11 protein-coding genes and 1 pseudogene are annotated in these 12,785 nt (G+C 46.5%); 7 read left to right on the top strand and 5 right to left on the bottom strand.

What is annotated here, in order from left to right:
• Nucleotides 1-8 precede the first annotated feature (8 nt).
• Nucleotides 9-1,577, top strand: a complete 1,569-nt coding sequence (locus AB5062_RS16440; protein WP_032953272.1) for an arylsulfatase — start codon at nt 9-11, stop codon at nt 1,575-1,577.
• 48 nt (nt 1,578-1,625) lie between these two features.
• On the opposite strand, the pseudogene AB5062_RS16435 reads toward AB5062_RS16440, so the two are convergent.
• From AB5062_RS16435 to AB5062_RS16415, 5 genes and pseudogenes are all read right to left on the bottom strand, one after another.
• Nucleotides 1,626-2,518: pseudogene (locus AB5062_RS16435) on the bottom strand (IS982 family transposase).
• A gap of 743 nt (nt 2,519-3,261) precedes the next feature.
• Entirely contained in the window at nt 3,262-4,038 is a 777-nt protein-coding gene (locus tag AB5062_RS16430; RefSeq protein WP_057099000.1) for a hypothetical protein, read from the bottom strand.
• A gap of 30 nt (nt 4,039-4,068) precedes the next feature.
• Nucleotides 4,069-5,454, bottom strand: coding sequence for a hypothetical protein (locus tag AB5062_RS16425; protein ID WP_032953283.1), 1,386 nt, complete (start codon nt 5,452-5,454; stop codon nt 4,069-4,071).
• 40 nt (nt 5,455-5,494) lie between these two features.
• Nucleotides 5,495-7,114, bottom strand: a complete 1,620-nt coding sequence (locus AB5062_RS16420; RefSeq protein ID WP_032953627.1) for a zincin-like metallopeptidase domain-containing protein — start codon at nt 7,112-7,114, stop codon at nt 5,495-5,497.
• Nucleotides 7,111-7,308 carry a hypothetical protein gene (locus AB5062_RS16415; RefSeq protein ID WP_005841751.1) on the bottom strand — a complete coding sequence of 66 codons (198 nt, stop codon included), beginning with the start codon at nt 7,306-7,308 and terminating at the stop codon, nt 7,111-7,113. Before AB5062_RS16415 ends, AB5062_RS16420 begins: the two co-directional genes overlap by 4 nt.
• A gap of 393 nt (nt 7,309-7,701) precedes the next feature.
• Here AB5062_RS16415 and AB5062_RS16410 point away from each other — a divergent pair, with 393 nt between their 5' ends.
• The 6 genes from AB5062_RS16410 (at nt 7,702) to AB5062_RS16385 (ending at nt 12,690) form a co-directional block, all read left to right on the top strand.
• Nucleotides 7,702-7,971 (top strand): hypothetical protein, encoded by a 270-nt coding sequence (locus tag AB5062_RS16410; protein ID WP_007839694.1) that lies wholly within the window; start codon nt 7,702-7,704, stop codon nt 7,969-7,971.
• A 203-nt stretch (nt 7,972-8,174) separates the two neighbouring features.
• Nucleotides 8,175-8,954: a ParA family protein gene (locus AB5062_RS16405; protein WP_057099003.1), complete on the top strand. Its 780-nt coding sequence runs from the start codon at nt 8,175-8,177 to the stop codon at nt 8,952-8,954.
• 14 nt (nt 8,955-8,968) lie between these two features.
• The gene (locus AB5062_RS16400) at nt 8,969-9,202 is read left to right on the top strand and encodes a hypothetical protein (RefSeq protein ID WP_007839690.1); all 234 of its coding nucleotides are present in this window, start codon (nt 8,969-8,971) and stop codon (nt 9,200-9,202) included.
• 11 nt (nt 9,203-9,213) lie between these two features.
• A complete protein-coding gene (locus AB5062_RS16395; RefSeq protein WP_057099004.1) occupies nt 9,214-11,031 on the top strand; it encodes a fimbrillin family protein in 1,818 nt (605 codons plus the stop codon).
• A 76-nt stretch (nt 11,032-11,107) separates the two neighbouring features.
• On the top strand, nt 11,108-11,365 hold the full coding sequence (locus AB5062_RS16390) for a hypothetical protein (RefSeq protein ID WP_134992933.1): 258 nt from the start codon (nt 11,108-11,110) through the stop codon (nt 11,363-11,365).
• A gap of 479 nt (nt 11,366-11,844) precedes the next feature.
• Entirely contained in the window at nt 11,845-12,690 is an 846-nt protein-coding gene (locus AB5062_RS16385; RefSeq protein ID WP_005841739.1) for a Fic family protein, read from the top strand.
• Nucleotides 12,691-12,785: the final 95 nt, after the last annotated feature.

Raw genomic sequence — 12,785 nt, 5'->3', positions numbered from 1 at the left:
AAAATATCATGAAAAAACAGTATTTGGCTTTATCTCTCTTAACACCGGTGTTGTGTTCTGCTCTGACTGTGGAAGCTAGGACTCCCAAAGAGAATAAAGTGACCAATCGTGAGCAGCCCAATGTGATTATTATTTTGGCTGACGACTTGGGTTATGGTGATTTGGAATGTTATGGTGCAAAGAATGTGCAGACTCCCAATGTCAATCGTTTGGCGGGTGAAGGTATTCGCTTTACCAATGCTCACACCATAGCTGCTACCAGTACCCCTTCCCGTTACTCTTTGTTGACTGGTGAATATGCATGGCGTCGTCCTGATACCGATGTGGCAGCAGGAAATGCCGGTATGATTATTCGCCCGGAACAATATACTATGGCAGATATGTTTAAAAATGCGGGATATACTACTTGTGCAATCGGTAAATGGCATTTGGGGCTGGGAGATAAAACGGGACAACAAGACTGGAATGCTCCGCTTCCTGCTGCTTTAGGGGATTTAGGGTTTGATTATCATTATATCATGGCAGCAACAGCCGACCGTGTTCCGTGTGTATTCATAGAAAATGGTAAAGTGGCAAATTATGATCCTTCTGCTCCTATAGAGGTTAGTTATAAACAAAATTTTCCGGGTGAGCCTACCGGTGCTGATCATTCCGAGTTGCTCTATAATCAGAAACCGAGTCACGGACACGATATGTCTATTGTGAATGGTATCAGTCGTATTGGTTTCATGAAAGGTGGTGGTAAAGCTCTTTGGAAAGATGAAAATATTGCCGATTCTATTACTACTCATGCCATTGACTTCATCAAACAGCATAAAGATGAGCCTTTCTTTATGTATTTTGCAACCAATGACGTTCATGTTCCTCGTTTCCCGCACGACCGCTTCCGTGGAAAGAATCCGATGGGTGTACGCGGAGATGCTATTGTACAGTTTGATTGGTCGGTAGGTCAGATTATGGAAACACTCGACAAACTGGGGCTAGCGGAAAATACATTGATTATCCTGTCTAGTGACAATGGTCCTGTGGTAGATGATGGTTATGATGATAAAGCAGAAGAATTGTTGAACGGGCATAGTCCTGCCGGTCCGTGGAGAGGGAATAAATACAGTGCATTCGAAGGAGGTACTGCCGTTCCTGCTATCGTGCGTTGGCCTAAGAAAATTAAGGAAAATCGTGAGTCGGATGTCTTGATGTCACAGATTGATTGGATGAGTTCTTTGGGGGCACTGATCAATGCTAGACTTCCCAAGGGTAGTGCTCCTGATAGTTACAATCGTATCGGTAATTTGCTGGGAACAGACAATGCAGACCGTCCTTGGGTAATTGAGCTTGCTTCTAATCACGTGTTGTCTGTTCGTACCAAAGATTGGAAATACATTGAACCGAATGATGGTCCTGCAATGATACAGTGGGGACCCAAAATTGAAACCGGTAATTCAAGTACTCCCCAACTTTATGATATGAGGAAAGACATAAATGAACGCGCTAATATCATATTACAGCATCCTAAGGTGGTATATGATATGCAGAATATACTTCGCAGAGTACGTAATAAAACCATAAAGATGGAATAATAGTTTCTAATAAACAAAATTTCTATATTAATGTGAGTTCGATATAAATCAAAAAATAGAAAGTTGTCCGTCATTGACCAAATTTACGTCAATGGCGGGCTTCTTTTCAAAAAAGCAGTATGCCGCGATAACCGACAAGGAGTTGGCTATAAAGTTACTGAATGAACGATGTCTGGAATGTTCAATCTGTGCGATGTTCTTCAGTTCGTCATTGACCATTTCAATCAAGGCTCTTTTTCTTAGCAAAATCTTGTCGGCAATACTCATCAGTGAGTTCCTCATATTATTTTTAACTTTAGTAACAAGCTGTATGCCATTAAGGAAAAGGTTTTCAAACAGAGCCTGACCTATGCACATAGTTTTCCTTTGATGTTTTCCAGAAACTTACCCTGTTTCAACGGTTCCCGGTCATCCACGTTTCCAGGCGTGAACATGAAATTGAGGATCTCTCCTTTGTCATTGATTATCAGATGCAGCTTGAATCCGAAGAACCATCCCATAGAACATCTTCCACGCTCGGCAAGCCCTTCAAATGTCTTATGAATCAAGATTCTTTGGTTACGGCATACACGTAAGGGAGGGGAGTCAACGAAACTGATGCCGGTACAGGTTTCCAGCAGTACTTTTTTGATGAAGATGGTCATGAGAAGCAATACTTCCTTCTCCAGTTCCACAAAACGGTTATAGGACACCCGGTGCGGAAACAGGTGTTCCAAATGTTTGCAGACATACTCTTTGTAATAATGCTTGAAGCAGCGGAAACCACCGGAGTGGAACAGAATAAGAATGACCATCATCTCCGCATCACTCATCCGGTTAGGCTTATTACGATGTCCGATCTTCTTGTCTTCAATCATATATTTTTCCTGTTGAAACGAAAATTCCTTGCAAAAATCATCGGTCATACAATAAATCTCTGTAACTTTAGACTTTGGAAACATAGTGGTAATCGTTTAAATGTTATAATTGGACACTATAAATTTAATGATTTTATCGCTATGTTTCTAATTGTCAGAAAAATATATTTATTCTTATATCGAATTCACGTTAAACTACTATGAGTCATCTTTCCCGAAGTTTTAATGGAGTATTTCGATATCTCCGGTTGGCATGACGCCCCTGTAAAAATCGAAGTCTGGCTTGATGAAAAAACTACTTGGAACGTTCCGATTACAAGAGTGGAACTGTGATTTCACATGGTTTTACAGATGAGAAAGTTATTTAGGATTTTCCTCTTTGTGGCAAACCTGTTTATCTCTACGTAAGACATTGTCGAGGGTATGACAAAGTTTCCACAATCGTTGTTTCACAACTTCCCTTTGTCCAATGATATAACTATCTGGGAAAGCCGGCAACAATCGCTGATGCAAGCATAGACCGTTTGGTAAGCAATATCAACAGGATAGAGTTAAAGGGGGAATCTCTAAGGAGAAAGAAAGGAAAATAATATTATTTTTGTAAGACTCTTATATAGTTATAAAACAAGTGTCAACCATGGTACTGTTTAAGCACTATCATCAGCGATAACTGAATATGAACAGTACCTGAAGATACTATCAAATTTCGTTGAATAGAATAAATATGAAAAGAAGGTGTGCATTTTGACACACCTTCCATATCTACAAAAGGGATTGTCGGTTCACGACCTCATTTCAAATAAATAATAAGAGGAATTCCACTCCTCTCATACCTTCTCCTGTTTTCCCGCCTCTCTCTTTTTCTCCATATCCTTTTCAACCAGGGTTGTGATCACCCTGGAAGGGGAGGAATTATGGATATACATGAACAATCCCGGATTTTCTTTCAGGGCGACAATCACCGCCTTCTCGCAGGGTTCCTCTATATATCTGACCGTCTCACAATCTTGTGACACCGCACTTATCTGTAGTTTTTCAGATGGTCTGGATATATACATGATATTGTCCGCACAGGCGCTGACCGCCGCATACCTGACCTTTTCCGTCGGGGAGCCGATATAAATGAAAAGCTCCGGATCGGCCGTGACAGCCCTTATCTGAACCTTCTCGGTGGGATGTTCAATGAATATGATGGAGCCGCAGTCACTCTCCACAGCCTGCATCTGGAGGTTTCCGGACGGGTTATCCATATAGATGATCTGTCCGCTGTCACTCTTCAGCACCTCGGACTTTACCTTTTCCGTCGGTTTGTTGATATACAGGAACACTCCTGTATCCTTCCTGACCGCTTCCAGCTGTACCTTCTCGGATGGCGCATCAAGAAGCATGATCAGGGAGGCGTCCTTTCTGACCACCTCCAGCTGCACCTTTTCAGACGGCGTGCTGATGAATTGTATCATCTCCGGATTTTGTCTGACAACATACAGCTGGGCTGCCTCGGACGGGCGTTCCATGCTCATTATCTCCATCGGATCTTTCCTCACCTTCCGCAAATCTGCTCCGGACAGATTGTCAATCAATCTTTTCAATATATTTTTTTTCATCTTTATACTTCTCTTTTCTTCAGTCTTTGATCATATTTCCTGAGCGGCAGCTGAATGAACCTGTTTGGCGATCTGGAAGGCCTTCAGACCGTAGCCCGCCGGTCCCTTGACAATAGCGAACACCGAGTTTCCCGATGCTCCGGGCAAAGCGGTCTTGTTACCTTTCAACATCTCGCTCATGGCCTTTCCGGATACCCTGCCTATGTCAACCCCGTGGGCCCTCATGTCTTTCAGGATATCCGTCGCGTCAAAACTCTCCCCGTTGGTACGGAGCACCGCACTTCCGTTCCTTATTGTCAGTTCACGGCGGCCGCCCTTGAACCTCATTTCTCCGGAGGATGGTTGCGCTTCCGTTGCTTCCGTTTTCTCCACGACAACAGTCTTTTCCGGAACAGCGGAAGTTTCCAGGACCGCCTCTTTCCTGAACGTGCCGACTGCCGCGGAAATTTTTCTTGTACGGTAGGCTTCCGCCTTTTCCGTCGCTTCGTATCTGGCGTCGTAGGTGTCCATATGCCCGGCATCCCGCATAAGCTCTCCATATCTCTCCTCTATTTCCCCGAGCCTGGTAAAAAGATTCTTTACCGCTTCTGAAATGTCCTCCTTGAAATGGATGCCTGCGGTTCCTCCGGGCATGACGGAACCGAGACATGACAGGCATGCCTGCCGGGACGGGTTCTTTATCCTCAGGATGTTTGCCGGACTGTCATGCACCGCCATCAGCTGGACTTTCTCCGTGGGATTCTTGATATGGCCTATCAGGGAGGAATTTCTGCCAACGGCCAGCATCTGTGCCTTTTCCGTGGGGGTTCTCACGAGTCTTATCAGGGAGGCGTCCCCGTTAAGGACAGACAGCTGTATTTTTTCCGCCGGTTCGCTGATAAACCTTATCAGTTCCGGATCCTGTCCGACCGCATACAACTGGGCCTTCCAGTCGGGTACGCTTATCTCCCGGATGAGATGCGGGTCCTTCCTGACAACGGAGAGCTGCGTGTTTGCGGAAGGGCTGCCGATGGCGGTGATCAGTCCGGAATCCGCCATCACAGCCAGCAGCTGCGCCCTCTCGCATGGATTTTCCAGAAGGGTGATCATTTCCGGATTCCGTCTGACGACCAGCAGCTGCATCTTTTCCGTGGGTTCATGGATATAGCGTATCATTTCCGGATTTTCGGCTATGGCGGCCAGACAGACCTTTTCTGTCGGCTCACGGAGCTGGAGCAGACAGTCCGCCTTTTGTCTGACAGCGGCCAGCTGTACCTCTTCCGTAGGATTGTCCAGAACCGAAACCAGATCCGGATTCTGCCGGACGGCGGCCAGCTGCATCTTCTCTGACGGATTCTCGACCGCGGTGATCAATTGCGGATTTTTTCCCAGTTCTCTGAGCTGGGCACGTCTTATAAAAAAATCTGTTATTCTCATATATGTATGCCCGTCATGCCGGTGGCTCAGCGTTTGGTTATCATAATTCTCTTTGAACTGATGAGGAAATTTTTCCGCTGATGTCCGCTATGCGCACACCGTAGCCGGAGGGCTGTTTCCGGATAGAGAACAGCATTTTCTGTTTTGCAGGGTTCAGGACGGTTCCCCGGCCCCGTAACATGCTTTCCCATTGGCTGCCGGATATGTTCCTGACATCTATTCCGGCTTTTTCCAGCCCCTTCAATATGCCGGTCGCGTCATATTGGTTCCCGTTGGTACGTATGACCGCGCCTTCGGATGTGATCTCTATCTCACGACGGCCGCCCTTGAAAAGAAGAGGGGGCGTCATGCTCTTGTCCGGCGCGGCTGCTTTCTCATAATGGTTGATTGCGACTTTGCTGCCTGCCTTGATTATACTACGGAGATGCGTATCCAGATCGACGTGACGGAACGAGGCTGTCATGACCGGCGTGCCGTCTTTTTCCGACACCGCTTTCCTTGCGCATACGCCAAGTACCTCATGGAGTCTTTCCGCATCCTGATTATATGCCTTGTATTCATCCCCCACACGGATGAGGGCCATTGTATCCGGATATTGTTCTTTCGAGCGGTCATACATATCGAGAATGCCGGAAGAGACCGTTTCATTGTTTCCTTCTTCTTTTATGGGAAGTGGGGATATGTCCTCTTCCCTGGCGGATGTGTCTGCCAGGGTGTGCTGTTTTTCCACACTTTCCTCTATCATGGCGGATGCCTTGCCGGCCTCCCGTAACACACTCATGACATAGCCGGGGTCCTCCTTCAAATTTGACAGCCAGCTTTTCAGATACTGTGCGTTCTCCTTTCTCGGAGTTACGGCTATTCCCAGATCCCTGCCTGTGACGGCAGCAGTGAATTCGGCGATGATTTCCTCCCGGGCATATCCGCACGTTCCGAACGGGTGATGCAGGCCGCGGTCCAGTCGTGAGGAATGCCCGGTGGAGTGGGCCATTTCGTGAAGGGCGGTCATCTGGAATGATTCCATGTCCTTGAATTGTCCCGGAGTCGGAAGAACGATCCTGTCTTTGGACGGGCTGTAATATGCCCTGTCCTGCACCTTCAGTTCTATGGGACAGAGCCATTTCTGTTCCTTTATCATTTTATCCAGCCAGGGGTTCCCGTTTCCTTTTACGTTGTCCACTACGGCAGGACCGGAGAATCTGACCCTCATGTCCTCATATCGCTCCGGATATTTTTCTTTGAAATCCGTCTGGTCTATGTTGAATACATAGAAATGTTTCATGAAGGGAGTCACCTTATATTCCTGCTTCTGAAGTTCCGGGAGGCTTTTGTAATCATCGAAGCTGATTTTTTCTCCCGTCGTCTTATGCTTCACGGTGATATCGTAAAAAGTCACGGGAAGGGCGTGCGATCCTTTTATGACCATCAGGTTCTCATCCTTCAGCTGACGGAAGGTCATGAATACCGGGAGGGTGTATCCCATCCTGTCCATCTCCATGTAGAGCATAAGACGGTTCATGCTGTTGTACGGACGCCCTGATATGTTCTGTGGCAGGCCGGTACGGGGGGTGAACCAGGGCTTCTGCCATTCACCGGCGGACATCTGCCTGATCTTGTCAATCATCAGTTCCGCATATCTTTCCAGTACCTTCCCGTTCATGGCAGCAGTTCCTGATAAAGTCTTTCCTCGTATTCCTTCAAAAAACGCACCGCATCCGCTGCTGTGGGACAGGTGATGCCATTGCCCCGGGCATAGTCCGAAAACGGTTCCTTCAATTCCGGGTTGAGCATGACATAACCAAGCATGTCCAATTCCCCGTTTTCCACTTTGTGTATCAATTCCATTTCTTCCATTGTGTATTTTTTATAATTGACGGGACAAATGTAAGGGCGGCCCAGTATAACGTTTTTATACTCTTTGTCATTTTTCTGTAGTTTTTTTGGCTGTTCCAAATATTATTTCCATATTTGCAGTGCCAAATAATCACGGAAAATTCGTGCCGCGAGCTTCGGTTAATGCTCAAAGTTCAAAGAAATACAATGGGCCTTTTATGCCCAGCACACTATCTTTTGCTTACAATAGCAAAATGATATATAAGAAATTGTAGAAGTCACAACTTATTGTGAACAACTGCGGCTGCTTTTCCCATTACAATTTTAGCTCTCGGGCGAAAATCTGTGATTGTTTGGCGACACGGGAAATGGCAGCCGTTTTTTCTGTCTAGTAAACGCCAAATAATCACAGTCATGAAACAAACAGTTTCTATTTTTGCTCCCGACATAAATGTCGCTAGTAAATCTTCAGCTATTCAATTATGGCTGAACCGTAAAAACCAATTCTTTTCTTCTGTACTTGAAGAGGATGTATCCAACCGCCAGGTCCTGCTGCTTGGTCATGCTTCCTTTGTTTTCTCTGCATTAATATGCGCATCTTTCGTATCACAGGTTCCCGCTCTGATTTGTCTGGCCTGGTTCATGGTGGCATTACGGCTTTGTGTGAAAGGAGGCTTGGGATGAAGTTCATTATAGAGCCTTCCGCGGCTTCCGGTATGATCCGTCTTCCTTTGAAAAAAGAAATGAAAATTCCTTCGTTATGGGAGATTATGGTATCAAAATATTTTAGTGTTAAAATATATAAATATTAAAGCATTAAAACATCAAAATATTGGAAAAGAGAATTATTTTCCTTAACTTCGTAACATACTAAAAAACAAATAGATATGGTGAAAATTATAGCAGTCCATAATCAGAAGGGTGGAGTTGGCAAGACTACTACCACTACCAATGTGGGGTTCGAACTGGCACGAAAAGGATACAAGGTCCTTCTTGCTGATTTGGATCCGCAAGCCACTCTGACCTCGGCTTTGGGGGTGACAGATCCGGAAGAAACGGTTTTCTCGGCCTTGCAGGGTGCGGTGGATGGCAAGGAAACGCGGCTTCCATGGATACGGTTGCAGGAGAATATATCCTTGTGCCCGTCATGCAGGAAAATGGCGGATGCGGAGTATCTTCTGCAGAACGAATACGGGAGGGAAAACTTCCTTAAAGAACTGGCTGCCAGAACGGATGGAGGGTACGATTTTGTGCTCCTTGACTGCCCGCCGGCTGTCGGACTGATCACGGTCAACGCGCTTGTGGCCGCTACCGACCTGATTATACCGGTGCAACCGGAAGTGGCTTCTTTATATGGTCTGGTTTCCATCCTGGATACGGTTGCTGTGATACGGAGGAAGATCAACAGAAGACTGAACCTGCTCGGCATGCTGGTGACACAGTATGACAGAAGGACTACATTGCATGCGGAGATATTGGAAGCGATGCGGAAACAGTACGGGGAAACGGTCTTTTCCACGGTCATCAGCCGTTCCATCAGGGTGGCAGAGTCCATGAGCAGAAAGACGGATGTCGTATCTTACAGCAGGAACAGCAGTGGAGCGGCGGACTACCGGTCCCTTACCCGGGAGATCCTGTCCAGATTGAATATGGTTGACAACAAATAAAAGTAAAAAAGAATATGGGAAAATTTATTGGAATTGACGAGATTCTGCAGGGCGGAACACCAAACCGTCCCACACACTCCACTCCGGAGGAGGGGAAGAAAGGGGAAGTACTGGCCAGAACCTCACTGGAGTATCCGTTGGAACTGCACCGCAAGGTGAAAAAATACGCGGTGGACGCTGGAATGAAGGAGAAGCAGGTCATAGCACAGGCTATACGGGAATTCTTCGAGAGAGTGGAGAAAGAATAAAGAACATAAAATTGAAGAAAATGAAGACATTCGGATATTTGTTGATGGCGGTCATGGCGTGCATGACATGTTCCTGCCGGGATGAGGAACCACTGCCGGACCCGGTACCTCCCGTAGTGGAGCCGGAAAATCCCGGAAACCCGGAAGAGCCGGATACGGGAAAGGTGTACCTCGGCATCGCCCCTATCATCGAGAACATGCAGGAACAGAGGGCCGTGGTGGAGAACTGGAAGGAGGGGCATTGCCTGGGAGTGACAGCTGCAGGGGATGTGAACATACCCTTCACTTTTGACGGTAGGCGGTGGAAAGCCGGAAAACAGGTGGAGGTGACGGCTGAGCAGAAAGTGTCCGCCTATTATCCTTATAATGTACAATATACGGACATGACCGCCATACCTGTGGACATCACGACACAGGAGGATTATATGTATGGAGAAGGAGGAGTAAGCGTTGAGAAGCCGAGCGCGGCCCTTGTAATGAAGCATGCTCTCTCCCTGGTCAGGATCCTGATAAAAAAGAATGATTATACAGGTGACGGGATGGTGGATGCGGTCACTTTTGGAGGTGTAAGGCTGTCTGCGTCCATGGATGTCACGTCCGGAAAGCTCCTTCCGACAGGACAGCCCGGAGAATATAAGGCCGGAGGGAACTACACACTGGACGATGCCTCTCCGGTATATGTGGAGGCAATCCTGATGCCTGTGGGTACGGCTGAGGGTATCACTGTCAATGTACATGTGGACGGGAGGGATTTCACCTATGCCCTGCCGCCTACCCATGTGTGGAATCCCGGCATGATCTATACTTACACTCTGAATATGAAATCCGGTTATAACTGTGAGGTGGACGTGGACCATGTGCCGATGGATGAGGAGTATTGGAGCACTTTCGGAAAGACCGACCGGATTGTCATGAGGGATTGCGGGACGGACAGGATTTATATATGGCCGAATTATACGGAATATGGCTATGACACCTATACCGGTGAGGGTAAGGTCTGGGGATTCTTTTTGCGGTATAGAAACCGTGGAGGTGGGGAAGACTTCGCCGGACAGGCACGGTTCGTGCTGATGGATGGGAACAGGATTGTGGAACAGTACCAGCCGTTTGATATCAAATGCGGAAACGGTGCATGGGACGGATACTGCAAGTATTGTTATGTGCAGGCTGTGCCGGGAACATACCGGCTGGCAGTGCTGTTCAAAAAGAACGGGGAGTCAGCCTGGTTCAAGCCTTACGGATACGATCAGAATTCCAATGACGGGGAATGGATGTATGAGGTGAGACCGGCCACTGATATGCCGGCACTTCGGATGATAACATTGGAGAACCAGAAATGCAATACGTTTCTGGTATATCCTGTACCTGATAATGACTGGTTCAATATAGTCTATACGCTTTCAAACAAAAGCAGGAAAGCCATGAAAGGGACTATAAAGGTTGTATGGGAGAGGGAGTTCAAACTGGAATCCAACTCCTACAGACCGAGTGATAAAAAGGAGAACAAGATTGATGACTATGAATGGCGCGATGAACTGGGAAGCTGCACTGTTGACATAGCGGCAGGAGTACGTTTCTGGAAAGGGATAGTGTCTTGCAAGTTCCCGGTCCAGAGAAAAGAGCCGAGAGATGCTACCAGCGGTGTCGGTTATTGCGCTTCAATGGTACATCTGTATTACCAGCTGGAAGGAAGCAGTGAGTGGAAGCTTCTGCGGTGTGACACGGAATACCTGTTCAATCGGAATTATCCGGGCTCCGAGTCTGCAAAAATGGATGAAGCGTTCAATTATCTCTATATCGCTCCGGAAAGTTGGAGTAGGAAACAGTAATATATAAACTTTCAAAAGCAGGAAAAATGGAATGGCATGGACTGTTTGACAGCCTGGCAGGGAGGCTGCAGGAAGGATGGCCGCAGGTTGTCCGGACTATACAGGACGGAAACTTCGGGGAGCTCCTGCAGCAGCCTGCAATGATCATGGCTGCGGCGGGACTGCTCCAGCTGGCGGCACTCGTGGTGCTGGTGAGGATGAGACTTCTGGGACCCGTCCTGAAATTCACCGGGTTTGTATTGATAGCCGGAATAGTCCGGCTGATGGTAGCAGCCATCAGGGATTCCATGCGCTGGTAGTACCGAAAAGGGGCGTATCAGAGCTCAGTCCTTGATAATATGAACCTGTAATTTGAAATTTGAGCATCCTGAAAAGATTAAAAAAAGGATCGTATCATTACTCAATAAAGAGTCTGATATGGTCCTTTTAAGCGTTATAATTAGTAACCGTAACTTTTCGGAGCTGTCATTTTAGTTTTGAAGTACCTCTTTTCCTATCACAGGAACATGGTAAAAAACATACAATAAAAAGATTGTGCTCTTGCCGCTTCCGGGCTGGCCGGGAACAGGGTAGAATCTGGGTAGCAAATGTTTTCTCCACCCTTTTGAAGGAGAAAAAGTATGGACAGACGGTCTTGCAATCGCTCCGTTCCGGTGTTTTATCTTGAGTTTTGTTATGTTTTTTCTATTTTCTACCATTGTTCTACCAGTAGGGCGGGGAAAGTAATGATATCACACTTTTATCAAGGAATTACATATAGAATGCAGGGGTATATTGGTCAGATTTAGTATCTTTGCAAAAAATGGTACTGATATGGAGGACAAGTTGATTTCCCGATATGATATTTTAGTGAACCGGTACAAGGAACTTGTATCTGAGAAGCTGAGCAGGAAAGATTTTATAGAATACAATGAAATTCTATTCTCGGCGCATAGCTGTGCTATAGAGGGGAACAGTTTTTCAGTGGACGAGACCCGCACCTTGAAAGAAAAAGGGCTGGGCATGATCCCCAAAGGCAAGACCTTGCTGGAGGCATTTGAAATCCTGGATCATTTCCAGGCTTATGAATATCTTCTGAAGAATTTGGACAGGCCGCTGACCGAGGAACTCCTGAAGGAAACCCACCGGCTGCTGACGGAACATACCCTCTCTTACAAGACCCAATACGATGAAATACCGTCCAACCCGGGAGAATATACAACAGTGGACATGTGTGCCGGTGATACGATATTTGGGGACCATGAGCAGCTGATAAAGCAGGTTCCCCGCCTGTTGCAAAGCACCCAGCAGGTCCTGGACTCCGGGAAGATCCATCCGATGATCATCGCGGCAAGATTTCATGGATTTTATGAATATCTGCATCCCTTCCGGGACGGAAACGGTCGTTTGGGACGTCTGATGTCCAATTTTATATTGCTCAAAAAAGAACAGCCGCTGCTGATAATCCCCGGTTCGCAGAGAGAGGAATATATCACCGCCTTAAAATATATCAAAAAAGAGCGTACAGATGAATTTCTGATAGATTTTTTCTTCCGGACATCCATAAAACGGATGGAACAGGAAATAGAGGAAAAAAAGAATCTCACGGAGAATTTTATCAGGGGGATGGAATTTGTTAGAAATGTAAAATCATCCAATGATGACATTTCAGAAATCTAATATTACATTCTGACAGTCCGAACAGTACTTTGCAGGCGAACTTTTCAAAAGCCGGTAAAACGTTCTATTTCTCCATCCGGACAGGAAGAGGCAAA

This window comes from Phocaeicola sp. RTP21359st1_B8_RTP21360_211022, from assembly GCF_040911965.1.
Lineage (GTDB): Bacteria > Bacteroidota > Bacteroidia > Bacteroidales > Bacteroidaceae > Phocaeicola > Phocaeicola vulgatus.
Note: the sequence above shows the minus strand (reverse complement) of the source record. Positions and strands in the feature narration are given on the sequence as shown.